The sequence below is a fragment of the Streptomyces sp. NPDC048603 genome (genome assembly GCF_043199475.1).
In the GTDB taxonomy this organism is placed as follows: Bacteria; Actinomycetota; Actinomycetes; order Streptomycetales; family Streptomycetaceae; genus Streptomyces.
This window is the reverse complement of record NZ_JBICVY010000001.1, coordinates 517,934-541,671: the sequence shown is the minus strand read 5'-3', so window position 1 is coordinate 541,671 and position 23,738 is coordinate 517,934. Positions and strand designations below refer to the sequence as shown.

General features: G+C 73.0%; 22 protein-coding genes. 14 read left to right on the top strand and 8 right to left on the bottom strand.

Annotation, left to right across the window (positions count from 1 at the left end; genetic code table 11):
- Nucleotides 1-162 precede the first annotated feature (162 nt).
- Nucleotides 163-1,326, top strand: coding sequence for an amidase (locus ACGFQ9_RS02615; protein WP_393570379.1), 1,164 nt, complete (start codon nucleotides 163-165; stop codon nucleotides 1,324-1,326).
- Between the two features lie 89 nt (nucleotides 1,327-1,415).
- Here ACGFQ9_RS02615 and ACGFQ9_RS02610 read toward each other — a convergent pair whose 3' ends face one another.
- Nucleotides 1,416-1,694, bottom strand: a complete 279-nt coding sequence (locus tag ACGFQ9_RS02610; RefSeq protein WP_393570377.1) for a chaplin — start codon at nucleotides 1,692-1,694, stop codon at nucleotides 1,416-1,418.
- Nucleotides 1,695-1,819: 125 nt separating this feature from the next.
- On the opposite strand from ACGFQ9_RS02610, the gene ACGFQ9_RS02605 reads away from it, so the two are divergent.
- Entirely contained in the window at nucleotides 1,820-3,460 is a 1,641-nt protein-coding gene (locus ACGFQ9_RS02605; protein ID WP_393570375.1) for a carboxylesterase/lipase family protein, read from the top strand.
- Here ACGFQ9_RS02605 and ACGFQ9_RS02600 read toward each other — a convergent pair.
- Nucleotides 3,432-4,523: an alpha/beta hydrolase gene (locus tag ACGFQ9_RS02600; RefSeq protein WP_393570373.1), complete on the bottom strand. Its 1,092-nt coding sequence runs from the start codon at nucleotides 4,521-4,523 to the stop codon at nucleotides 3,432-3,434. The genes ACGFQ9_RS02605 and ACGFQ9_RS02600 overlap by 29 nt on opposite strands.
- A 194-nt stretch (nucleotides 4,524-4,717) precedes the next feature.
- Between ACGFQ9_RS02600 and ACGFQ9_RS02595 the strand changes: the two genes are divergently transcribed.
- Entirely contained in the window at nucleotides 4,718-5,728 is a 1,011-nt protein-coding gene (locus tag ACGFQ9_RS02595) for a TolB family protein (RefSeq protein ID WP_393570371.1), read from the top strand.
- 69 nt (nucleotides 5,729-5,797) lie between these two features.
- Here ACGFQ9_RS02595 and ACGFQ9_RS02590 read toward each other — a convergent pair whose 3' ends face one another.
- Nucleotides 5,798-6,487, bottom strand: a complete 690-nt coding sequence (locus ACGFQ9_RS02590) for a GNAT family N-acetyltransferase (RefSeq protein ID WP_393570369.1) — start codon at nucleotides 6,485-6,487, stop codon at nucleotides 5,798-5,800.
- Between the two features lie 140 nt (nucleotides 6,488-6,627).
- On the opposite strand from ACGFQ9_RS02590, the gene ACGFQ9_RS02585 reads away from it, so the two are divergent.
- From ACGFQ9_RS02585 to ACGFQ9_RS02560, 6 genes are all read left to right on the top strand, one after another.
- Nucleotides 6,628-7,428, top strand: a complete 801-nt coding sequence (locus ACGFQ9_RS02585) for an alpha/beta fold hydrolase (protein ID WP_393570368.1) — start codon at nucleotides 6,628-6,630, stop codon at nucleotides 7,426-7,428.
- An 86-nt stretch (nucleotides 7,429-7,514) separates the two neighbouring features.
- Complete coding sequence (locus tag ACGFQ9_RS02580; RefSeq protein WP_393570366.1) at nucleotides 7,515-8,756, top strand: MFS transporter; 1,242 nt, start codon at nucleotides 7,515-7,517, stop codon at nucleotides 8,754-8,756.
- Nucleotides 8,757-8,841: 85 nt separating this feature from the next.
- Nucleotides 8,842-9,255 (top strand): VOC family protein, encoded by a 414-nt coding sequence (locus ACGFQ9_RS02575; protein WP_393570365.1) that lies wholly within the window; start codon nucleotides 8,842-8,844, stop codon nucleotides 9,253-9,255.
- A 69-nt stretch (nucleotides 9,256-9,324) separates the two neighbouring features.
- The gene (locus ACGFQ9_RS02570; protein WP_393570363.1) at nucleotides 9,325-9,798 is read left to right on the top strand and encodes an SRPBCC family protein; all 474 of its coding nucleotides are present in this window, start codon (nucleotides 9,325-9,327) and stop codon (nucleotides 9,796-9,798) included.
- A 12-nt stretch (nucleotides 9,799-9,810) separates the two neighbouring features.
- Entirely contained in the window at nucleotides 9,811-10,509 is a 699-nt protein-coding gene (locus tag ACGFQ9_RS02565; protein ID WP_393570361.1) for a (2Fe-2S)-binding protein, read from the top strand.
- Nucleotides 10,510-10,656: 147 nt separating this feature from the next.
- Nucleotides 10,657-12,078: an alpha/beta hydrolase family protein gene (locus ACGFQ9_RS02560; RefSeq protein ID WP_393570359.1), complete on the top strand. Its 1,422-nt coding sequence runs from the start codon at nucleotides 10,657-10,659 to the stop codon at nucleotides 12,076-12,078.
- On the opposite strand, the gene ACGFQ9_RS02555 is transcribed toward ACGFQ9_RS02560, so the two are convergent.
- Together ACGFQ9_RS02555 and ACGFQ9_RS02550 are read right to left on the bottom strand one after the other, a co-directional pair.
- The gene (locus ACGFQ9_RS02555) at nucleotides 12,075-13,826 is read right to left on the bottom strand and encodes a S8 family serine peptidase (RefSeq protein WP_393570357.1); all 1,752 of its coding nucleotides are present in this window, start codon (nucleotides 13,824-13,826) and stop codon (nucleotides 12,075-12,077) included. The genes ACGFQ9_RS02560 and ACGFQ9_RS02555 overlap by 4 nt on opposite strands.
- Nucleotides 13,827-14,306: 480 nt before the next feature.
- Entirely contained in the window at nucleotides 14,307-15,665 is a 1,359-nt protein-coding gene (locus ACGFQ9_RS02550) for a cation:dicarboxylate symporter family transporter (RefSeq protein ID WP_393570356.1), read from the bottom strand.
- A 137-nt stretch (nucleotides 15,666-15,802) separates the two neighbouring features.
- On the opposite strand from ACGFQ9_RS02550, the gene ACGFQ9_RS02545 reads away from it, so the two are divergent.
- Both ACGFQ9_RS02545 and ACGFQ9_RS02540 read left to right on the top strand, forming a co-directional pair.
- On the top strand, nucleotides 15,803-17,506 hold the full coding sequence (locus tag ACGFQ9_RS02545; RefSeq protein WP_393570354.1) for an ATP-binding protein: 1,704 nt from the start codon (nucleotides 15,803-15,805) through the stop codon (nucleotides 17,504-17,506).
- Nucleotides 17,503-18,225: a response regulator gene (locus ACGFQ9_RS02540; protein WP_393570352.1), complete on the top strand. Its 723-nt coding sequence runs from the start codon at nucleotides 17,503-17,505 to the stop codon at nucleotides 18,223-18,225. Before ACGFQ9_RS02545 ends, ACGFQ9_RS02540 begins: the two co-directional genes overlap by 4 nt.
- On the opposite strand, the gene ACGFQ9_RS02535 is transcribed toward ACGFQ9_RS02540, so the two are convergent.
- Nucleotides 18,183-19,028 (bottom strand): tyrosinase family protein, encoded by an 846-nt coding sequence (locus ACGFQ9_RS02535; protein ID WP_393570351.1) that lies wholly within the window; start codon nucleotides 19,026-19,028, stop codon nucleotides 18,183-18,185. The genes ACGFQ9_RS02540 and ACGFQ9_RS02535 overlap by 43 nt on opposite strands.
- Nucleotides 19,025-19,450 (bottom strand): tyrosinase family oxidase copper chaperone, encoded by a 426-nt coding sequence (locus ACGFQ9_RS02530; protein ID WP_393570349.1) that lies wholly within the window; start codon nucleotides 19,448-19,450, stop codon nucleotides 19,025-19,027. The genes ACGFQ9_RS02535 and ACGFQ9_RS02530 overlap by 4 nt, the downstream gene beginning before the upstream one ends.
- A gap of 247 nt (nucleotides 19,451-19,697) precedes the next feature.
- Here ACGFQ9_RS02530 and ACGFQ9_RS02525 point away from each other — a divergent pair, with 247 nt between their 5' ends.
- The gene (locus tag ACGFQ9_RS02525; protein ID WP_393570347.1) at nucleotides 19,698-21,086 is read left to right on the top strand and encodes a glutamate decarboxylase; all 1,389 of its coding nucleotides are present in this window, start codon (nucleotides 19,698-19,700) and stop codon (nucleotides 21,084-21,086) included.
- A gap of 126 nt (nucleotides 21,087-21,212) precedes the next feature.
- Here the strand turns inward: ACGFQ9_RS02525 and ACGFQ9_RS02520 are convergent, their stop codons facing one another.
- Nucleotides 21,213-21,986, bottom strand: coding sequence for a maleylpyruvate isomerase family mycothiol-dependent enzyme (locus ACGFQ9_RS02520; protein WP_393570346.1), 774 nt, complete (start codon nucleotides 21,984-21,986; stop codon nucleotides 21,213-21,215).
- 202 nt (nucleotides 21,987-22,188) lie between these two features.
- Here ACGFQ9_RS02520 and ACGFQ9_RS02515 point away from each other — a divergent pair, with 202 nt between their 5' ends.
- Complete coding sequence (locus tag ACGFQ9_RS02515; RefSeq protein ID WP_393570344.1) at nucleotides 22,189-22,779, top strand: hypothetical protein; 591 nt, start codon at nucleotides 22,189-22,191, stop codon at nucleotides 22,777-22,779.
- A gap of 45 nt (nucleotides 22,780-22,824) precedes the next feature.
- A complete protein-coding gene (locus ACGFQ9_RS02510; RefSeq protein WP_393570342.1) occupies nucleotides 22,825-23,703 on the top strand; it encodes a hypothetical protein in 879 nt (292 codons plus the stop codon).
- The last annotated feature ends 35 nt before the right edge of the window (nucleotides 23,704-23,738 follow it).

The window sequence follows — 23,738 nt, the reverse complement described above, 5'->3', positions numbered from 1 at the left end:
CCGTGTGTGAGGGTTCGCCTGCTGTGCATGCGCTGCCCTCTGCAACGGCGGGACGGGCCGGTGGCGGCGCGACAGACCGGCTTCGCCACCTCGTTCGAAAGTGATCAACTGGCCTGAACGGACGGGGCACGTGCTGATGGCCCCGTCCCCGGGAGGGTCCGCATGCTCGACGATCACCTGTACACGTCGCTGTCCGCCGCCGAAGTGGCCGACCTGGTCAACCAGGGCCAGGTCACCGCCGGCGAGGTCGTCGACACCGCGCTGGCCGTGGCCGGCCGGCGGGACGGCGCCCTGCGCGCCTTCACCGCCCTCTGGGCGGACTCGGCCCGGGCCCTGGCCGTCGAGGTCGACGCCGCGGTGGCCCGCGGGGCGGTCCTGCCCCTGGCCGGGGTACCGATCGCCGTCAAGGCGAGCGAAGGCGCCCGATCCGTACAGAACCAGCGCCTGGTCGCCGCCGGATGCGTGCCGATCGGAGCGACCGCCGTGCCGCGGGCCGGCACCGGCTGGCAGACGTACGGCTCCACCGACCGCGGCCCGACCCTCAATCCTCTCCATCCCGCCTGGTCCCCGGGCGGATCATCGGCCGGGTCCGCGGCCGCGGTCGCCGCGGGGCTCGTCCCGCTCGCCACCGGATCCGACGGAGCCGGATCGGTGCGCATCCCCGCCGCCTGGTGCGGCATCATCGGCTTCAAGCCCACCAACGGCCTGCTGCCCGCCCGGGACCGGGCAGGGCTCAACAGCCCGGGCGTGCTCACCCGCACGCCGGCCGATGCCGCGGCCTACCTTCGTGCCGTCGCGCCCGCCGGCTCCGCTCCCGCCTGGACCGCTTCCGCCGGGACCGGAACGCCGAGGGTGGCCTGGACGCCCACGCTCGGGTACGCGGCCACCGACCCGGAGGTCGCCGGGACCGCCCGGCGTTCCCTGCACCGGATCGCGCGCGCCGGGCTGTGCGGCCTCGTCGAGCGGCCGGTGGAGCTGCGTGACCCGGCTCCGGCGTGGACCGCTCTGCGCGCCGGTACTCCCGACCGCGAAACCGAGGATCTGATCGAGACCAACACACGGGCCCTGCACGAGGTCTTCGAGGAGGCCGATCTCATCGCCACCCCCACCACGCCGCACCCCCCGCACGGCCACGAGGGCCCCGGAACGCGCATGAGCGTGGCGCTCACCTGGGCGTTCAACCTCTCCGGCCATCCGGCACTCACCCTGCCGGCCGGCCGGACCCCGAACGGCGAGCCCGTCGGCCTCCACCTGGTCGCCCGCCACCACGCCGACCACGCGCTGCTCGACGCCGCAGCACGCTGGTACCGCACGGCGGCTCACTGAGCAGGCACGGGCCGCACACGGGCCGTAGGCGGACCAGCACGCACGGCAGGGCCCCCGCCGATGGCGGGGGCCCTGCCGGAGAGCGTCGCTCAGTGGCCGTAGCCGGCCGTGTGGCTGTCGCCGCCGCCCGACGCGTTCACGCAGGTGTTGCCGAAGGCCGGGTTCAGCAGCGCGATCACGTTCACGGTGTTGCCGCACAGGTTGACCGGGACGTGCACCGGAACCTGGACCAGGTTGCCCGACAGGACACCGGGGGACTCGGCGGCCACACCGTGCGCTCCTGCATCGGCGACGGCCATACCGGCACCGGCGGCCAGCACGGAGCCGGTGACGGCGGTGAGAGCGGCTGCCTTCGCGATACGCGACATCAAAATCTCCTCGACACATGTGGGGCGCCGCAGCACTGCGGCATTGGACATGGCGTACAACGCGGGCGGCGCCAAGTGGTCACGGTCCGTCCACCTACCCGGTGAAGTCGCCGCCGTAGGAGAGGATGGACCTCCCCGTGACCGACCGGCGGGGCAGGCGGGAGGACACGATGGCACTCGGGCGCGAGAACGGGCACCGCAGCGGCAGCGCGAACGCCAACGGGAACGGCAGCGGGAACGGCAGCGGTTCCCGTTCTTTCGGGACCGGGAACGGCCGGCCTTCCTCCGGTACCGGCCGGGCCGTACAGGTACAGACCCGCTACGGCACCGTCGCAGGCCGCATCGAGGCCGAGGCCAGGTCCGGGCGGCCGGTCGCCGTCTTCCGCGGCATCCCCTACGCCGCCCCGCCCGTCGGCCCGCTCGGCCTCGCCGCCCCCGTGCCCCCGGCGCCCTGGGACGGCGTACGCGAGGCCACCGCCTACGGGCCGACCGCACCGAAGGTGCCCTACCCCGAGCCGTTCGCCGGCCTGCTGCCCGACCCGGACGTGCCCGGCGACGACTGTCTCAACCTCAACGTGTGGACCCCCGACCCGGCACCCTCGGCCCGCCTCCCCGTCATGGTGTGGATCCACGGCGGGGCCCTCACCCGCGGCTCGGCGGCCTGCCCCGTGTACGACGGCGCGGCCTTCGCCCGCGACGGCGTGGTGCTGGTCTCGGTCAACTACCGGCTCGGGGTCCTCGGCTACGGACTGTTCCCCGACGCCCCGCCCAACCGCGGACTGCTGGACCAGATCGCCGCCCTGGAATGGGTCCGGGACAACATCGCGGCCTTCGGCGGCGACCCGGCCCGGGTCACCGTCTTCGGTGAGTCGGCCGGGGCCATCAGCATCGGCTCGCTGCTGGCCGCGCCGCGCGCCGCCGGACTGTTCTCCCGGGCGGTGCTGCAGAGCGGCGCCCCGGAGGTGCTGCCCCGGGACCGGGTGCGGACCATGGTCCGCCGGATGGCCGCCCGGCTGAAGGTGCCCGCCACCGCCGCCGCGTTCGCCGCCGTGGACCGCGCCGCGCTGCTGGCTGCGCAGGGCGCCGAGCTCAAGCGGTCCAACGCGCTGCTCGGCGGCCCGGCCTTCGGCCTGGTGACCGACCCGGACACGATCCCCGAGCACCCGCTCGACGCGCTGGCCGGGGGCGGCGCCTCCTCCGGCGTACCCCTGCTGCTGGGCTGGACCACCGAGGAGTACCGGCTCTGGCTCGCGCCGACCGGGACACTGCGGCTGCTGGACCGGCTCGGGCCGCTCACCGTGGTGCTGGGCCGGGCCATGTCGGGGAAGGACCGGACCGCCGTACGGGCGCTGCGCACCGCCCGCCCCGGCGCGGGTCCCGGGGACGTCTTCGGCCAGCTGCTCACCGACCGGCTGCTGCGCGACCCGCTGCGCAGGCTCGCCGACACCCGGTCGGCCGGCACCCCGGCCCACGTCTACGAGTTCGCCTGGCTGTCGGGACTGCCCGGCATGGGTGCCTGCCACGCCCTGGAGCTCGGCTTCGTGTTCGACACCCTGGGCGTGCCGGAGTCCTCCTGGCTGGCGGGCCGGGCCACCCCGCAGGCCCTCGCCGACGAGATGCACTCCGCCTGGGTGTCCTTCGCGGCCACCGGCAGCCCCGGCTGGCCGGCCTGGGACGGCTCGGGCCCGCCGAAGCGTTTCGGCGAGCCCGAGGAGGTCTTCGAGGGCGACGGGGAGGCTACGACGCCGGCACGGGTCCTTCCATGACCTTGCTGATGAACTCGATCGCCTGCTGCCCCATCGCCGGGACGTAGGTCTTCGCGTTGTGCCGGCCGCCCTGGATGATGTTCAGGTCGGTGTGGATGGGCCCCTTGCCGTAGGTGGCGACGAACTTCTTCACCTCCGGCAGGGTCTTCTTGTTGCTCTCGTCGGTGCCGACCTGGAAGGCGAGGTAGACGTCCGGGCCCTTGTGCTGGATCAGCCGCTGCGCCAGCACCTCCGGGTTGTTCTCGGCCTTCTCCTTGTCGTGGCCCTTCCACAGCGGGGAGTCGGGGACGATGTCCGGACCGGAGGCGATGACCGCCTTGAACTTGTCGGGATGCTTCAGCACCGCCTTGAGGCCCGCGAACCCGCCCGTGGACGAGCCCATGAACGCCCAGCCGTCGCGCGACTTGACCGTCCGGAAATTCGCCTTCATCAGGTCCGGGACGTCCTCGGTCAGCCAGGTGCCCATCCTCGGCTGGCCGGGTATGTCGGAGCCGTCCCAGTAGACGCCCTTGTCGTCCGGGCCCGGGTTCAGCACCGGCATGGCCAGCAGGAAGGGCTTGCCCTTGCCTTCCGCGTACCACTGGCTGATGCTCTTCTGCAGGCCCAGGTCGGTGCCCATCCAGTAGTTCTTCGGGTATCCGGCGCCGCCCGGCAGGGCGATCAGCACCGGGAAGCCGCTGTTCGCGAACTTGGGGTCGCCGTACTCCTTGGGCGCCCACACCCACACCTTGCCCTTGAAGCCGGACTTCTTGCCGTCCAGCTCGGTGACGGCCACGTGCGTGCCGTCCGGGAGGGTCATCGTGTTCTTGAAGGAGGCCGCCGGGCCGGTCGGCATCAGCACCTTGGAGTCCGCCGGCTGCTGCTTGGCCCCGCCATCCCTGGTCTGCCCGAAGGACACCGGGTCACCCTTGTCCGTGAACGGCGGGATCTCGTAGTACGCCATCGTGGCGGCGGCGCCCAGGCCCAGCGCGGCGACCGACGCACCCGCGATCACCCCACGGCGGACTCGGTTCTTGCGGCGCGGCGGCTGGTGCTGCTCGGGCGAGTGCGGCGGGTACGACATGTGCGGTGTTCTCTCCTGGTGCCGGGTGGCTCTGGTGCGGGGGCGGCCCTGGTGCAGGTGGGGCCCTGGTGTTCATGGGGGCTCTGGTGCCGGTGTGGCCCGTGGTGCCCTTCCGGAGGGAGGATGCGGACAGGGCCGCCCGGGTTCCGCACTTTTCCTTCTCTTGATCCGCGGCAGGGCTTACCTTGCCCGCCATGACGACTCGCAGCCGGTTGCTCGTCCTGTTCGCCGCCGTCTCGCTGCTCGCCGTACTGGCCGGGACCGCGGTGCTGCGTGCGGCGGACCGGGCCGCGGAGAAGGACCGCGTGCAGGAGGGCGGCCCGAGCGTCGGCAGCGGCCCGGTCTCGCTCACCGCGGGCGGGGAGCGACGCATCGCCTTCCGGAACATGGCCTGGGGACCTCACCGGGACGAGCTCACCACCGTTCCGGCGGACCGGCCGGACGGCCCGCGCACCGCCTCCGGGGTCTCCTGCCTGCGCTTCCACGCGGCCGCCGGCACCGGGGTCTGCCTGCAGTCCGGCGGCCGGGCCGCGGTGCTCGACGCCTCGCTGAAGGAGGTCTCGGCCCACCGGCTGGCCGGCCTGCCGACCCGCGCCCGGGTGTCGCCGGGCGGGCACCTGGCCGCCTGGACGGTCTTCGTCGGCGGGGACTCCTACGCCGGCACGGACTTCTCGACCCGCACCTCGGTGCTGGACCTGCGCACCGGACGGCTCGTGGCCTCCCTGGAGGAATTCACCGTCCTCAGGGACGGCCGGGAGTACCGGGCCGCCGACGTGAACTTCTGGGGGGTCACCTTCACCCCCGACGAGCGGGGCTTCTACGCGACCCTGGCCACCGGCGGGCGCACCCACCTGGTCCGCGGCGACCTGGCGGCCGGAACCGTGACCACGCTCCGCGAGAACGTGGAATGCCCTTCCCTCTCGCCCGACGGAACCCGCCTGGTCTTCAAGAAGCGCGTGCCCGGCCTGCCCGCCGAGGCGCCCTGGCGGCTGCACGCGCTGGACCTGGCCTCCGGCCGGGAGACCCCGCTCGCCGAGACCCGGAGCGTGGACGACCAGGTGGTGTGGACGGACGCGCACACCGTGGCCTACGCCCTGCCGGGTGACTTCGGCGCGGACCTGTACACCGTCCCCGCCGACGGGAGCGGTGCCCCGCGCCGGCTGATGTCCTCCGCGCTCGCCCCGGCCTTCCTGGGTCCGCGATGAGGCGGAGGAAGGCCGGGGCGGAGACCGCGGCGGGGTCCGGAGACGGCCGGGCGGCCGCCTGCAGGACCGTTACGCCGGAACCAGCGTCTTGCGGCGGCGCCGGCGGGCCGGGGCCCGGGCGGCGAGCCGCAGCTCGATGATCGACCGTACGGCCGGCCACTCCTCGTCGAGGATCGAGTAGAAGGCCGTACTGCGCACGACACCGTCCAGCCCCCGCGAATGGGCCCGGCGGACCCCTTCGGAGGTGAAGCCGAGCCGTTCCATCGCGGCCCGGGACCGGGTGTTACGGGCGTCCGCGCGCAGCGAGATCCGGCGGACGCCCCAGGTTTCGAAGGCATGGCGGAGCATGAGCAGCTTCGCCTCGGTATTGATCCCCGTGCCCTGGGCGCCCGGCGCCAGCCAGGTGTTCCCGATCTCGGCGGCGTCCGGCACCGCCGTCATGGGATCGCCGTAAGGGACTCCGGGCACGGCGGGCCACACCAGGGGGCCCTGCCAGTAGTCGAGTTCCAGGAAGCGGGTCGATCCGACCACCACGCCGTCAGCGGCTCTGACGACGGCGAACGGAAGCGATCGGCCCGCGGCCTGATCGGAGAGGGCACGATTGATGTACGAATGAGCCGCCTCCAGACCGTGGGGTACCGGAGTGAAGGCGTAAGTCGTACGATCCTCGGCCCCGGCGAGGGCCAGGGCCTCAGCGTGGTGGGGGGCGAGGGGCTCGAGCCGCGTGGTGCGGCCGGCGAGGAGTACGGGTACGGGCACGGAGCCTTCGGTCCTTCGAATGATGGGTGGTGGAACATCTTGCGCTGCTGACAGCCCTCCCCGAGGAAAACGGGGATGAAAGGGAATCGGCGGTCAGGTGAACGCGCGAGTGGCTCAATGTATCCGTTTACCTTGATCCCATGAACCCCCTTGCTGCGAACGGCACAACACTCTTTTTCGAGGAGCACGGTCCGGAGGCCGGGCCACCCGTACTGATGGTTCACGGACACCCCTTCGATCGCACCCTGTGGGGCGCCCAGACGGCCGCACTGGCGGCCGCCGGATACCGGGTGATCGCCCCTGACCTGCGAGGATATGGACGGAGCGGGGTAGTTCCCGGGGTCACCCCGTTCGAGGTGTTCGCGGACGACCTGATCGCCGTGCTCGACCACCTCGACACCGGGTGCGCCGTGGTCTGCGGCGTGTCGATGGGCGGGCAGATCGCCATGGAGATGCTGCGGAGCCACCCGGCCCGGGTGCGCGCCCTGGTGCTCTCCGACACCTCGCCCGTCCCGGAGACCGAGGACGGCCGGAAGTTCCGGCGCGAGACGGCCGAACGGCTGGTCGCCGAGGGCATGGGCCCGTACGCCGACGAGGTGCTCGACAAGATGCTCGCGCCGTACAACGTCACGGCGAAGCCGGAGGCGGCCGCCCTGGTGGACGGCATGATGCGCGGCACCGACCCGCAGGGGGCCGCCGCCGCCCTGCGCGGACGCGCCGAGCGCCCCGACTACCGGCCGGTCCTGGCCGCCTGCCGGGTGCCCTGCCTGGTGGTGGTCGGCGCCGACGACGTGTACACGCCGGTCGCGGAAGCGGAACGGCTGCACGCCCTGGTCCCCGGCTCCCGCCTGGCGGTGGTCGAGAACGCCGGCCACCTGCCCGGGGTGGAGCAGCCCGAGGCGTTCAACCGGGCGCTGCTGGAGTTCCTGGCGGATCTCTGAGCATGCCCTGAGACGGCGAAATGGCCCAGGTCGGAGGCAACGGAATGGACCTCCTGATCGGGCCACTCCGCTGATGGGATGGGGGCGTGACGACAACACGACTCCTGCCCCCGCCCGGAGCACCGCGCCGCCTGGCCGCCGCACAGCTGGCCAATTCCGTCGGTGACGGTGCGTACTACGTGTGTTCGGTGCTGTATTTCACCCGGGTGGTCGGACTCTCGCCCGCCGAGATCGGCCTGGGGCTGACGGTCGCCTGGGCGGTCGGCTCGGTGGCGGGCGTCCCCCTGGGGGCGCTCGCCGACCGCCGCGGCCCGCGCGGCACCGCCGTGCTGCTCGCCCTCGCCACCGCCGCGACGGTCGCCGGCTTCCTGGTGATCGACTCCTTCTGGCCCTTCCTGCTGGCCGCCTGCGGCTACGCGACCGCCCAGTGCGGGCTCTCGGCGGCCCGGCAGGCCCTGCTCGCCGGGCTGGTGGGGCCGGAGGAACGCACCGGGGTGCTGGCGTACCTGCAGGCCGTGCTCAACGCGGGGCTGGCGCTCGGAGCGGCGGCCGGCGGACTGGCCATCGCCGCCGACACCGCGACCGCCTACCGGCTGGTGTTCGCCATGGACGTGCTGGGCTTCCTGGCCTGCGCCGGGGTGGTGCTGCGCCTTCCGGCGGTCGCCCCGGTGCCCGCGCCGGCCGCGGGGGAGCCCCGGCTCGCCGTGCTGCGCGACCGGCCGTACGCGCTGGTGACCTTCCTCAACGCGGTGCTGCTGCTCCGGATGCCGCTGCTCAGCCTGGCCCTGCCGCTGTGGATCACGGAGCGTACGCACGCCCCCGGCTGGCTGGTGTCGGCGCTGTTCGTGCTCAACACCGGCGCGGTCATGCTCTTCCAGGTCCGGATGGCCCGGCCGGTGACGGACCTGGGGAGCGCGGACGGGGCCGTGCGCTCCTCCGGGCGGATCATGGCGGCGTGCTGTGCGGTGTTCGCCCTGTCGGCACTGCCCGGCTCCCGGTGGGCCGCCGGGGCGCTGCTGGTGCTGGGCGCGGTCCTCCAGGTGGCGGGGGAGATGCGCCAGTCGGCGGGCGCCTGGCAGATCGGCTTCGCGCTGGCGCCGGCCGACCGGATCGGGCAGTACCAGGGTTTCTTCGGCACCGGGGTGCCGGTCGCCCGCACCCTGGGTCCGCTGCTGCTGACCTCCCTGCTGCTGCTCTGGGGCGTCCCGGGGTGGCTGCTGCTGGGCGGGGTGTTCACGGCCGCCTCGTACGCCATGGGGCCGGCGGTCCGGTGGGCGTCCCGCCGATCGGCCGCCACGCCGGGCGAGCCCGCCGTGCTGCCGGGATGATCGAGGGATCCGGGCGGAAGACCGGGAACCCGCGACCACGGGCAACCACGGCCACCGGGAACCCACGACCACGAGGAGGCCGCGGATGCTGCGCGGAGTCGCGACGATCGGTTTCCGGGCGGAGGACCTGGCGGCCGCCACCCGCTGGTACACCGAACTGCTCGGGTTCCCGCCCTGTTCCGAGCGGCCCGGGTACACCGAGTTCCGGATCGGCGACCACCAGCAGGAACTCGGCATCACCGACGCGGGGTTCGCCTCGCCCCGGGAAGCGGCCCCGGGCCCGGGCGGCGCCGTCCTCTACTGGCACGTCGACGATCTGGAGGCCGCGCGCCGGCGGCTGCTGGACCTGGGAGCCACCGAGTACCAGCCGGTGGTCGACCGCGGCTCCGGCTTCGTCACCGCCGCCGTGACCGATCCCTTCGGCAACGTCCTCGGCATCATGACCAACCCGCACTACCTCGACGTGCTGGGCCCCGACCTCCCGGACGAGCCGGCGTAGGAGTGGCCGCGGCCCGGTCGCCCCTCCCGCCGTGGAATACGCCCGGGGCCCGGGCCGGTTGGCAGCGGTATGAGCGACAACGAGGGGAACGGCACCGCCGCCGTCACACGCATCTCGCACACCCTGACCGTCAACGACCCGGCCGATCCCGGGCAGCCGCGGCTCACCCGGGACCAGGTCTGGGCCGGCCTGGTCGCCAAGGCCCGCGACCCGCGCCCGTACCTCGCCGTCATCACCGAGTGCACCGTCCTCGCTGAGACGCCGCAGGGCCTGCTGCGCGAGGTCGTCGCCCAGGGCGAACGCTTCCGCGAGGAGGTCGAGTTCGACACCGGCCGCCGGGTCGCCTTCCGCCGTACCGGCCCCGGGGCCGCCTGGACCATCCTCAACGTCATCGGTGAGGACGACTCCGGCGCCCTCACCCTCACCTTCACCGGTGAGTTCGGGTACGAGCTCGACGAGCCGGAGGCCGAACGGGCACGCGCCGGCATGGTCTCGGGCGTGACCGGCACCCTGGCCGCCATCCGCCGGAACTCCACCGCCTGACATCATGCCTCCATGACCATTCCGGCGGACATGCACCAGGCCCTGGACCGGCTCGCGGACGTCGGAGGGTTCTTCGCCGTGCGATCCGGGGAGGAGCCGGCCGGCGGCGGCTTCGCACCGCTGGCCGGGCTGTACGCCGGGGGACCCGCGCTGGAGGCGTACGTCGCCGAGGTCGGGCGGCGGATGGGCGGGGCAGACCACCGGGTCGCTGCGTCCACGCTGCAGTTCGGGCTGGCCGCCCGCCTGTGGTCGATCGGACTGGGCGCGTACGTCCTGACCGGCCGGGTGCCCGACCTGGCACCGGACCGGGTGTGGTGGCGGCTGCCCGCCGGGCAGTCCGTGGAGCTGTGGCTGCCCGAGCCCGGTGCCCGGCCCGGCGCGGCTCTCGGCGAGACCGTGCTCGCGCACCTGGCAGGCCTCCAGGAAACGGTCCGCCGCCGGTACGGCGTCTCGCCGCACACCCTGCGCGGGAACTCCGCCTCGGGGCTGGTCGGGGCGCTGCGCGAACTGGCCGGCCGGGTGCCGGGCGCGGGACCCGTGGCCGCGCCCGTGGTCGCCGCCCTGCTGGATGAGGCCGGGCCGCTCGCCGGAACCGGCCGGTTCGTCTACGAGGAGGGTCTCGGCGCGGCCTTCGTACGCCGCAGCTGCTGCCTCTACTACCGTGCCCCGGGCGGGGGCCTGTGCGGAGACTGCGTCCTGCGCACGCGCTGACCGCTCTCCCGCCGACCGCCCTCCTGCCGACCGCGTTCCCGCCGCCGGTGCGCTGCCGTGTCCTCGACGCCGTGCCGTGAGCCGAACGGGTCAGCGGCCGGTGTCGCAGCCACTGCCGGGCCGTCGTGCCGCCTACGGTTCCGCAGCATGAGCAACGTGCCCGCGCCGGACCCGTCGTCCTCCGCCGTCAGCCGCCGCACCACGCTCGCCGGCCTCGCCGCGGGCGCCGGTGCGCTCGCCCTCGGAATTCCCCAGGCCGTGGCCCTCGGCCCGGGCGGGGCACGACCGGCCCGGGCCGGCGAGGAAGGAACACCCGGAGCCATGAAGCTCTTCGCCGAACCCGGCTTCAACTTCGCCGGCCTCCTCGCCCTGGGCGCCGCCGGAATGCGTGCCTCGGAGGTCGGCGAGGTCCTCACCGCCGTCAACGCGATCAACGCCGCGGGCCTGTCGGAGCAGAGCTACACCGACACCTTCAGGGAATGGGGCAAGCGGCTCGGGGAGGCACCGCCCTCTCCCTCTCCCTCTGCCTCTCCCGGCCGGAGCAGCGCGGAACCCGCCCCGGAGACCGAGCGGTTCCGTGCCCTGCGCTCCTCCCAGTACTACGCCCAGGCGCTGTTCTACGTCCTGGGCACCAGCCGGCCCGCCGACGAGAAGGACCTGTACCTGGCCGCCCGCGGCGCCTGGGACACCTTCGCCGGCCTGTGCCGGCCGGCTGCCGTCCGCGCGCAGGTCCCGTACGGCGAACACCGGCTGCCGGTGTGGTTCTTCCGCCCGGAGGGACCGGAGCGGCGGCGGCGCACGGTGATCGTCGGCAACGGCAGCGACGGACAGAACGTGGACATGTGGACCTACGGGGTCTCCGCCGCCCTCGACCGGGGCTGGAACGCGGTCGTCTACGACGGCCCGGGCCAGGGCGAGCTGCTGTTCGTCCACGAAGTGCCGTTCACCACCCGCTGGGAGCAGGTGATCGCCCCGATCGTCGACTGGCTGCAACGCCGCCCGGACGTGGACGGCGACAAGATCGCGCTGACCGGTCTGAGCATGGGCGGCAACCTGGCCCCGCGGGCGGCGGCGTTCGAGCACCGGATCGCTGCCGTGGTCGCGGAACCCGGCTGCGTCAGCCCGTGGCTGGGATTCGACGCCGAACTGCGGGACATCGTCACCCCGGACAAGGCGGAGACCAACCGGGTGTGGAACGAGGACGTGGTCCCGGAGCTGACCCCGGAGCTGGCCTTCACGGTGAAGAAGCGGTTCGAGATCTTCTCCACGGAGGCGCTGCGGCAGGCCAGGGCCGGGAAGGTCCTCACGGACGTGTGGACCCCGTCCCAGGTCGCCATGGGCCTGGACATCACCTCGGTCGCACCGAGGATCAAGGCCCCGACGCTCGTCCTCGACTATGACGACGAGCAGTTCTACCCGGGGCAGCCGCAGAAGCTGTTCGACCTGCTGAAGGCCCCGAAGGAGTACTTCAAGTTCACCAGGGCCACCGGGGCGCAGCTGCACTGCTCCCCGATGGCCCCGCAACAGCACTGTGAAGTGGTGTTCGACTGGCTGGACCAGACCCTCTAGAAGGTGAGGTTCCAGGCGTCGATCCTGCCGGTGTCGGCGTTGGCGTTGTCGTTCACGCGGAGCTTCCAGGTGCCGTTCGCGACCTCCGAGGAGGCGTTGACGGTGTAGGTCTGCGCGATGTTGTCCGTGCCGCCGCCGCTGCGGTTGTGCAGGGTGTAGACGGAGCCGTCGGGGGCCACCAGGTCCACCTTCAGGTCACCGATGTAGGTGTGCTTGATGTCCACGCCCACCTTGAGGGTGGCCGGCGCGTTGCCGGTGACACCGCTGACCGTGATGGCGCTCTCGACGGTGGTGTTGTCCGCGATGGCGACATCGGCCGTGTTCTCGAAGTACTTGCCGGGCGGCGGGGTGGTGCCGACCGCCTTCAGCGCGTCCACGCGGCCCTCGCCGAAGAAGCTGTTCTTCGCCGTGGTGCCGGTGCAGCGGCTGTCCGACGGGCACGCCAGGTCGGTGGCCTGCTCGCCGAGCTTGGCCCGGATGTCCGCCGGGGTGTAGCCCGGGTTGGCGCTGGCCAGCAGCGCGGCCACGCCCGCGACGTGCGGGGAGGCCATCGAGGTGCCGCTCAGCGAGGAGTACTTGCCGCCGGGGACGGTGCTGTAGACCGACTCGCCGGGAGCCGAGACCTCGATGACGTCGCGGCCGAAGTTGGAGAACGACGCCTTGGACGAGCCGTTGGTGCCGTTCGCCGCGACCGTGACCACGCCCGGCAGCTCGGCCGGGATGTCGAGGCAGTCGTTGGTGATGTTCCGGGTCACCGGCGTCGAGTCGTTGGGGCTCGAGGTGTCGGTGGTCTTGTTCGCCAGGTCGTAGTTGGCGTTGCCGGCCGCGGCGACCTGGAGCGAACCCTTGCTCTCGGCGTAGGCCTGGGCACGGCCCACGCCCTCCAGGATGGCGGCCTGGTCGAGGTTGTTCGGGCAGTTGAACTGCCACGGGTCCGTGTAGTAGCTGTTGTTGGTGACCTTGAAGCCGTGGTCACCGGCCCACACCAGGCCGCAGACGGTGTTCTCGGCGAAGAACAGGGTGCTGCCGGGCTCGGCGATGCGCACCGAGGAGATCTTCACGCCCGGCGCGACACCGATGGCGCCCTTGCCGTTCTTGGCCGCCGCGACCGTACCGGCCACGTGGGTGCCGTGCTGGTCCACGTCGCGCCAGGCACCGGCACGGGTGTCCGGCTTGCCGTACGCGCAGGAGACCGAGTCCGCGGCGTTGAAGTTCGGTGCCAGGTCCTGGTGCTGGTCGTCCACACCGGTGTCCAGGATGCCGACCTTGACCGAGGCGGAGCCGGGGTTGACGGCCCACGCCTGGTCGGCCTTGATCTGGGTCATGTCCGAGCGAACCGGCTCGGTCGAAGGGGCGGCGGACTGGGCCGGGTTGGCCGGGAGCGCCGGGCTGTAGGCGTCGGCCGGGACGTCGGAGGTCCGGGTCGCGCCGACCTTCTGCACCCCGCTGACCCCGCGCATCGTGGACGCGAAGGTGCCGGAGGTGGAGTGGGCCACGATCACGCCGATGGCGTCGAACGAGGAGAAGACCGTGCCGCCGTTGGAGGCGATCGCGGACCGGACGGCCGAGGTGTCCCCGGGCGCGGTGATCACGAGGTAGGCACGGGTGCCGGCGGCCCAGGTCGCACTCCTGGCGTTCGGCGAGGCGTTGTTGAGGGCGGCCCGGTTCTGCTGTTTGGCAGCGGCGGGCGCGCCGGACGGGGAGACGGGCGCCGTGTCCGCGAACGCGGCGGGAGCCGCGAACGTCATGGCGGCGCCGAACGCGGCCAGGGCCGCGAGGGAACGTCGGGGGCGACTGGATATGTGGGGTATCAATGCGTCCTCCGATGACCCGGCGGTGCTGGTGGCACGTACCGGGTCGTACGAAACGAGTGGTGGACGCAAGATTGCAGAGAGAGACCCCGCGAGGGAAGTACCTTTCCCAGCACGTGCGTTACGTGCCGGATGGCCGAAAACCATCTGTTCCTGACGGGTTCGGCCGGTGTGGCCGGGCCGGCCGGGCGGGGCACCATGGGGGCGAGCCCTGCCCGGCCGGGAGGGTGGGTGCGCCGCCCCCGGGTGGGGGAGTGGGGTCGGCGCACCCGCCTCCGCGGGGCCGTGATTCGGGTCGGCCGGCCGGCCGCGGAGGAGTCGCAGGGGCGTGGTGCCGGAGGGGGCGGCAGGGCTGGATCGGGCCGGGTCGGCCAGGATCGGGCCGGGTCGGCCAGGATCAGGCCGGGTCGGCCGGGATCAGGCCGGGACCGGGTCCTTGCCGTCCTCGGCGGTCTGCGCCGGGACCGCGGCCGGAATCTCCCCGTGCCCGTCGTCCAGCAGCGTCTTCTCGTCGAACGGCAGCCGTCCGGCGAGGACTTCGGCCGCCCGGGACCGGTCGAACTCCTTCGTCCAGGTCCCGATCAGCACGGTCGCGACCGCGTTGCCCGCGAAGTTCGTCAGCGCCCGGGCCTCGCTCATGAACCGGTCGATGCCCACGATCAGGCCGACCCCGTCGACGAGTTCGGGCCGGTGCGACTGCAGACCGCCCGCCAGCGTGGCCAGTCCCGCCCCGGTGACGCCCGCCGCGCCCTTCGAGGCGATCACCATGAACACCAGCAGCGAGACCTGCTCGCCGATCGACAGCGGGCTGCCCATGGCCTCCGCGATGAACAGCGAGGCCATCGTCAGGTAGATCGCCGTCCCGTCCAGGTTGAAGGAGTACCCGGTCGGCACCGTGATGCCGGTGACCGGCCTGGACACGCCCAGGTGCTCCATCTTGGCGATCAGCCGCGGCAGCGCCGACTCCGAGGAGGAGGTGGAGAGGATGAGCAGGAACTCCCGGCCCAGGTAGCGCAGCAGGGCGAAGATGCTCATCCGGGCGCACACCCGGAGCAGGGTGCCCAGCACCAGGAAGACGAAGACCACACAGGTGGCGTAGAAGCCCAGCATGATCACCGCGAGGGACTTCAGCGCGTCCACACCGGTGGAGCCGACCACCGCCGCGATCGCACCGAACGCACCCACCGGGGCCGCCCACATGATCATCGCCAGGACCCGGAAGACCAGCTTCTGTACGTGCCCGATGCCGCGCAGCACCGGCTCGCCCGACGGGCCCATCGCCTGCAGGGCGAACCCGCACAGCAGCGCCACCAGCAGGGTCTGCAGCACCTCGCCCTCGGTGAAGGCCGACACCAGCGTCTTGGGGATGATCCCGAGCAGGAAGTCCGTGGTCGACTCGGCGCCGCCCGCCTTCGCCTGGGCCTCTCCCGCGCTGCGCAGCGCCTCCGTGAGGTGCAGGCCGCTGCCCGGCTCCAGCAGGTTGCCCACCAGCAGGCCGATGGCCAGCGCCACCGTGGACATCACCATGAAGTAGCCCAGGGCCAGCCCGCCCACCGCGCCGACCTTGGCCGCCTTGCGGACCGAGCCGACGCCCAGCACGATCGTGCAGAAGATCACGGGCGAGATCATCATCTTGATCAGGTTGACGAAGCCGGTGCCCAGCGGCTTCAGCTCGACGGCGACGCCGGGCGCGGCGAAGCCCGTCACGATGCCGAGTACCACCGCGGCGATCACCGCGATGTAGAGGAAATGGGTTCTGTCCCGTCCGGCGGTCACGGTGCCTCCTGGTGTTGCGTGGTCGTGCCCCGCGCCGCTCCTGTCCGGCGGACGCGTTCCGGGAGACCATGTCGCAGTCTGTGACCCCGGTCACCGTTGCGTTCATTGAGTTCACGGCACGGGGCACACTGAGCGCCATGTTCCGCATCCCCCGTCCGCGCAGCCTGGCCGGCCAGCTGTTCGCCATGCAGGTGGTGCTGGTCGCGGTGGTCGTCGCGGGCTGTGCCGTCTTCGCGTACGCCGGGGCCCGCCGGCAGGCCGAGGAGGCCGCCGAGCGCCAGGCGGGCGCCGTTGCCCGGGCCGTCGCGGACTCGCCGTCGGTGCGGGACGCGGTCCGCGGACCCGACCCCTCCGCCGAGCTCCAGCCCTACGCCGACCGGGTCCGGGCCGACTCCGGCGTGGACTTCGTCACGATCATGGCGCCGGACGGGCGGCGCTGGACCCACCCCGACCCGCGCCGGATCGGCGAGCGCTTCCTGGGCAACACCGGCCCGGCGCTGCGCGGCGAGACCTTCAGCGAGACCTACACCGGAACCCTCGGACCTTCCATCCGCGTGGTCACCCCGCTGCGCGACGGCGACCGGATCACCGGGCTGGTCAGCGCCGGCATCACGGTCCGCGCGATCAGCGACCGGCTAGGCGGGCAGCTCACCGCGCTCGGCTGGGTCGCCGGCGGGGCCCTCGCCCTCGGCGGCGCCGGCACCTACGTCGTCAACGCCCGGCTGCGCCGCCACACCCACGGGCTGGACGCCCAGGGCCTGAGCCGCATGTACGACTACCACCAGGCCGCGCTGCACGCCGTCCGCGAAGGACTGCTGATGGTCGACGGGCACCGCCGGATCTCTCTGGTCAACGACGCGGGCCGGGAACTGCTCGGCCTGCGGGGCGAACTGGTCGGCGCGCGCGTCGCGGACCTCGGCCTGCCGGCCCCGCTGACCGGAGCCCTGCTCGCCGACCGGCCACGCGTGGACGAGGTCCACCTCACCGCCGACCGGGTCCTGGTCGTCAACAGCTCCCCGGTGGCCGGCGGCGGCCGGCGCGGCACCGTGGTGACCCTGCGCGACCACACCGAACTCCAGTCGCTCACCGGAGAACTGGACCACGAGCGGGGCTTCACCCGCGCGCTGCGCTCCCAGGCGCACGAGGCGGCCAACCGGCTGCACACGGTGGTCTCGCTCATCGAACTCGGCCGGAGCGGGGAGGCGGTGGAGTTCGCCACCGCCGAGCTGGAGCTCGCCCAGGCCCTCACCGACCAGGTGCTGGGCGCCGTCGGCGAACCGGTGCTGGCGGCGCTGCTGCTGGGCAAGGCCGCACAGGCCCACGAGCGGGGCGTGGAGCTGCTGGTCACCCCCGGGAGCCGCAGCCTGCCGGCCGGGCCCGGCGGACCTCCCGCCCGGGACCTGGTCACGGTGCTCGGCAACCTCATCGACAACGCGGTCGACGCGCTGACCGGAACCCTGGGCGGGCGGATCGCGGTGACCGCCCGCCGGGACGGCGAGGGCCTGCTCCTGCGGGTCGCCGACAACGGCCCCGGACTTCCGGCCGGCGTGGACGTGTTCCGGCGCGGCTGGTCGGGCAAGGGGGAGGGGCGCGGACTGGGCCTGGCCCTGGTCCGGCAGGCCGCCGAGCGGCACGGAGGCAGTGTGTCGGTGGCCGAAGCGCCCGGCGGGGGCGCGGAGTTCACCGTACGGATCCCCCTGCGAGGGGCAGCCGCGCCGGCGGGGGCGCCGGAGGCGGCGCCCGGCACGGCGGACGGCACCGCCGGTATGGTCGGTGCGCCCGGCGCTGACGGGACGATCCGTACGGGCGCCGCGGTGCCCGGCCAGGGAGGCGAGGCATGAGCGGAAGGGATCCGGTGGCCCCGGCGGTGCGGGTGCTGGTCGTCGAGGACGATCCGGTCGCCGCCGACGCGCACGCGCTTTACGTCGGCCGGGTGCCCGGTTTCACCGTGGTGGGCACCGTGCACTCGCTGGCCGGTGCCACCCGGGTGCTGGACCGTACCCCGGTGGACCTCCTGTTGCTGGATCTGACCCTGCCCGACGGCCACGGGCTCCGCTTCGCACGCAAGCTGCGGGCCTCCGGCCACCCGGCCGACGTGATCGCGGTGACCTCCGCACGGGACCTCGCCGTGGTCCGGGAGAGCGTCTCCCTCGGCGTGGTGCAGTACGTACTGAAGCCCTTCGCCTTCCCCACCCTGCGCGAGCGCCTCCTCCGCTACGCCGAGTTCCGCGCGGCCGCCGCGGCCGGCGAGGCGGCCGGGCAGGAGGACGTGGACCGCGCGCTGGCGGCCCTGCGCGCCCCTCACCCGGCCGCTCTCCCCAAGGGGCTGAGCGCCCCCACCCTGGACCGGGTGTGCGCCCTGCTGCGGGCCGCCGGGGAGGGGCTGACCGCGGCGGGGGCGGCGGAGGCCGCGGGCATCTCGCGGATCACCGCCCGCCGCTACCTGGAGCACCTGGTCGACACGGGCCGGGCGGCCCGCGCACCCCGCTACGGCCAGGTGGGCCGCCCGGAACTGACCTACCGCTGGCTGGCGGCGGCCGGTTCGGTGTCGAACGTGTAGAACTTCCGGTGGTCCAGCATGTCCGCCGGGGTCACGTCGTTCCACGGGCGCATCGTGTCGTTCAGGTCGACCACGTTCGAGGTGCCGGCCGCGGGCAGGTACGGGGACCGCGGGTGCAGTGCCTGCCATTCGGCCCAGAGCTTGTCGACGTAGGCGTGGTGCATCCAGAACACCGGGTCGTTGGGGGAGACCCCGGTGGCCATCTGCCCGCCGACCCAGACGTGCACCCGGTTGTGCAGGTTGGCGCCGCGCCAGCCCTCCAGGTGGTTGCGGAACCCGTCGGAGGAGCTGTTCCAGGGGGCCCGGTCGTACTCGGCCATGCCGAGCACGTTCTCCACCTCGGCCCGGGTCGGCAGCTGCGCCACGCCGGTGCCCAGCGCCCGCCGCAGGTAGGGCCGTCCGTCGACACGGACCGATATCTCCCACTTGCCGCCGGCGTAGGCGAACGGCCCGTCCAGGACCTGGCCGTCGCGGGCCCGGCCGGTGCCGCCGAGGAAGTCGGCGGCCCACAGCGAGGAGCGGGAGGTCCGGTCGGCGGTCCAGTCCCAGTAGGGCAGGGCGACGGAGGCGTCCACCTTCTGGAGCTCCTGCTCGAACTCGATCAGGAAGCGGCGGTGCCAGGGGAGGAAGGAGGGGGAGCGGTGGCCGACCCGGTCGCCGGAGTCGGTGTCGCCCATGATGAAGCCGTTGTGGGTGGTGACGAAGCGGTCGTACGTGCCGGTGCGCTTGAGCTCCAGCAGGGCACCCGTGAAGGCCTTCTTCTCGGCGGCGGTCAGGGTCGCCTGGTTCTTGCGGACGGTCATGCCGCACCGCCGAACGGGACGAGGGCGGCGCCCTGGAGCTCACGGACCGCGGCCCGGGCCAGCGAGCGGACGTCGGCGTAGGTCTCGTAGTGGTTGACGACGCTGATCCAGCTGCCGTCGGCGTTGCGCATCACGTGCAGTTCGCGCCCGTCGATCCGGACGGACGGGGAGCCGGGGGACTGGTGTCCGCCGTGGCCTCCGTGCCCGCCGTGTCCCCCGTGGCCGTCCGCCGGCGCGGACGTGATCTGTATCCGGCGGCCGAGGTACACCTCGTCGACGGTTCCCGGCGCGGGAGCCGGAGCGGGGAAGGGGGACGGGGCGGTGCGCGCGGTGGTGACCGCGTGGGCCGTGGTCGCGAGTCCGAGGGCCGTGAGGGTGGCGGCCGAGGTGCTCAGCGCACGACGTCTGGTGATCTTGTTCATGACCGCAAGGAGTACCAGCGCCTGCACAGGGAGTGGCCGAGATTCGGACATCGCCGGATATGTTGCGCATTGAACACAATTGATGATCTTCCCGTCCGCGCCGGCTCCAGTGGCCCGGACGGGAAGATCTTGCTTCGAAAGCTTACTCGACCGGAAATTCTCCGTTCCGGCGGGGTGGTGATGAGCGGGCTCACACTGTCGAGTCGTCCGGAACCCTCCGAGATCAAATGTCCCATATAGTCCCGGTATGGCACTTCATGAGATGAAGGACCCCCGCAAGAGCGACCCCGAGGCCGACGTCTTCACCTCGGCCCTGAGCGACCAGGTGCTGCCGAAGTACCGGATGCCCGACGGCCCCTCGTCCCCGCGGGTGGTCCACCAGCTGCTCCGCAACGAACTGCTCCTCGACGGCAACGCGGCGCAGAACCTCGCCACCTTCTGCACCACCTGGTCGGACGACGAGGTCCACCGGCTGATGAACGAATGCCTCGACAAGAACATGATCGACAAGGACGAGTACCCGCAGACCGCCGAGATCGAGGCGCGCTGCGTGAACATCCTGGCCGATCTGTGGAACGCCCCGGCGGGCACCAGCGCCACCGGCTGCTCCACCACCGGCTCCAGCGAGGCCGCGATGCTCGGCGGACTCGCCCTCAAGTGGCGCTGGCGCGCCCGGCAGCAGGCCGCCGGGCGCCCCACCGACCGGCCCAACCTGGTCTGCGGCCCGGTGCAGATCTGCTGGGACAAGTTCGCCCGCTACTTCGACGTGGAACTCCGCCAGGTCCCGGTGGAGCCGGGTTCCACCGGACTGCGCCCCCACCAGCTCGCCGAGTACGTCGACGAGAACACCATCGGCGTGGTGGCCATCCTCGGCGTCACGTACACCTGCGACTACGAGCCGGTCGCCGAGATCGCCGCCGAACTCGACCGGATCCAGGCCGAGCACGGCTGGGACATCCCCGTCCACGTCGACGCCGCCAGCGGAGGCTTCGTCGCGCCGTTCCTCCACCCCGACGTGGTGTGGGACTTCCGGCTGCCCCGCGTCGCCTCGGTCAACACCTCCGGCCACAAGTACGGCCTCGCCCCGCTCGGCGTCGGCTGGATCGTCTGGCGCACCGCGGACCTGCTGCCGGAGGAGCTGGTGTTCCGGGTCGACTACCTCGGCGGGAACATGCCCACCTTCGCGCTGAACTTCTCCCGCCCCGGCGGCGAGGTCATCGCCCAGTACTACCTGTTCCTGCGGCTGGGCCGGGACGGGTACCGCCGGGTCCAGCACACCTGCGCCGACACGGCGGGTTTCCTCGCCGCGAAGATCGCCGAGATGGGCCCGTTCACCCTTCTCTACGACGGCGCCGGCGGGCTTCCCGCGGTCTCGTACACGCTCACCGACCCCGCGAACAGCCCGTTCGCCCTGTACGACCTCTCCGACCGGCTCCGGATGCGCGGCTGGCAGGTCCCCACGTACCCGCTGCCCCCGGCCCGCGACGACACCGTCATCCAGCGGGTGCTGATCCGCCACGGGGTGACCCGCGACCAGATCGCCCTCCTGGTCGACGACATGAAGCGGGCCGTCGACCACCTCGCCGCGGCGCCCCCGCCGCCGGTCGAGAACCGGCAGTCCGGCTTCCACCACTAAAGGGTGTTGCAGCACCCTTTAGGGGGTGTCCCTCCGATCACGCCGGGCTCGATCGCGGGGACATCCCCCTGGGGGCTGTCCCCGCGATCATGAGCGGAGCCGGATGGCGAGTGCCAAGTGCGCGTTCTACGCGTTCGGGTCCCAGTCCGCGAGCTGCTCCATCGGCTCGGTGTCGCCGGTGGTCTCCAGGCCGTCGAGCGGGACGCGCTCGTAGAAGTAGAGGACCAGTTCGCTCGCTGCGCCTCGCATCGCCATGTCGCCCGGCTCCGCGTCGGCGGCGAGGTCCTCGCAGCGGACGCCGTCGGCGTTGAGGGTCAGGCGCCAGGAGCGGCCCTCGGTCGTGTGCAGGTCGATGGTCGCCGGCTTGAACGGCCAGGGAACGGACGTCGCCGAGACGGTCGTCAGGAACTCGTCGACGCCCTCGACCGCGACCTCCGTCGGCAGCGGCTGTTCCACACCCTGGGTGAGCTGGGCGTCGTAGGTGTGGACGGCGATCTCCTGGATCTGGTGCCGGGCCACGGCTCCGCTGGTCTCCGGGGCCTGCGAGCGGCCCCACCAGGTCCAGCAGCTGCGGTCCGGGCCGGCCTCGCGCATCGCGTCGAGCATGAGCTCGGTCGACTCGGCGAGCCAGGCGTCCAGGGCTTCGCGGTCGCGGGGCGCGGTCGGGGCGCCCTTCGGGTCCGTCCTCGCCGGGGGCTCAGCGTCCGGGCCCGCCGCGACGATGGCGGCCTGGCGGCGGCGGCCGTCACCGAGGTGCTGCGCCAGTTCGCGCAGCGTCCAGTCCGGGCAGGCCGGGACCTGGACGTCAAGGTCGGGGGCGGACGCGATCGCAGCGCGGAACGCGGCCGAGCGGTCTTCGATCAGCCGCAGGACCTCGGGAAACTCCAAGATTTTTTGCACGGCGGTTGTGTATCACGGCGTTCCGGCCGCCGGGTAGCGAATTTGTCGGACGACCGGCCTCGCACGACACCCGACAGCGTCAGCGCCGACAAGGACCGGGCCATCCGGGCGGGACGCCCGGACCCGGCGGCATGGCGCCTGGGGCGGTGGCGCCCCGCGGAGGATCCTGAGGCGCCCCCCACCCCCCGTCCAGGAGAGGCCCGTGAGCGATCCCAGCCCCCGAGTGACCCCGAAGCCGGCATCCACCGTGGCGGGGGACGACCTTCCGGCCCCCGGTGTCATCGGCATCGGACTCGCCGCGGTGCTGACCTTCGCGCTCGCCCAGGGCTCGTGGCAGTGGTTCGCGACGTTCGTCGGGGTGACGCTCCTCGCGGTGATGCTCGCCTTCCAGGCACGGGCGGAGTGGACGCCGCGCATCGGCTCCTCGTACATGCGCGGCCTGGTCGCGTATTCGCTGGTCGTCGGCCTGTGCGTGGCGATCGCCCTCGCCCCCCTGCTGCAGCGCCGGGCCTGGCTGTTCCCGATGCCCGGGACGCGCCGTGACTGCGCGCTGCTGGGCCGGTACCAGGCCCTCCAGGCGGAGGCGTCGCTGGGGGACCTGGCCGGAGGCGACGGCGCGGCCCTGGCGTTCGTGCGGGAGTCCCAGGCCCGTAAGGCCGTCGCCGAGTGCCTCGCGGCGACGACCACCCTGTGGCTGCCGCTGTACGGGGTGGCCGTGGCCGTGCTGGTGGGCACGGTCGCCTGGTTCCGCGACCGGGCCCGGGCCCGGTCGCGGACGGATCCCGCAGGCTGAGACCGCCCGGGTCCGCGCCCAGGGGCGTGCCCTAGGGTGACGCTCGTGACCTCGTCGAACGCACCTTCCCCCGCCGTCCTGTTGGGCCGGCGCGGGCGCACGGCACGCATCGAGGACGGGGCGCTGGTGCTGCGCTCCCGGAGCGAGACCCGGCGCATACCCCTGGCCGTGATCGAACGAGTGGACCTCCCGGCCGGCCTGGAGCGGGAGCTGCTGGTCGTGCTCGCCGGGCCGGCCCAAGGCACCGAGCCCGTGCCCTCGCCCTCCTCGTACAGGGTGACCGGCCGCAACGCGCACTCGACGCGCGCCTTTGCCGAGGAGGTGCGCAGCGCGCTGCCCGTCCGGAAACCCCCGCTGTCGGCCGGGGCGAGGCGGGTGACGGTCGAGCCCCGTGTCTCCGACTGGAGGTGGCTGCGGCTCGCCCTGGCCGGTCTGGTGGTCGCCGGCTTCCTCACAGGACCGGCGCTGCTGCTGTCTCTGCCGGAATCGGACCGTCCGTCGGCGGTGCCCACCGACGAGGCGGTCGCGTTGTGGGTCTTCTCCCCTTTCCTGCTCGTCGCCGCGGTGGTCGCACCGATCATCGGCTGGGAATCCCTCCGCAAGTGGCGGGCGCTCAGCGAGCGGGGTCTCGCCGTTGAGGCCGAGAAGTGGGACAACAGCCGGGACGGCGACGGCGACTGGCGTGCGAGCTACCGGTTCACCACCGCGGACGGCTCGACCCACAGCTGGGAGGAGGCGGGGTGGGGGGAGGACCGGATCGACGTCACCTTCGATCCGCACGACCCGTCGGTGCACACGACCGGGCGGATCGGCTCCTCCCTGGTCGGCGGGCTCTGCGCGTGGGTGCTGGCGGTCGCCTGCGCAGGAGGGGGCGTGTGGATGCTCATCCGCTCGGGCGGCGAGGTGCTGGCCCGGGCCTTCTGACCCCCGCCGGCCGGCCGGCCGGCGGGGGTCCGGGT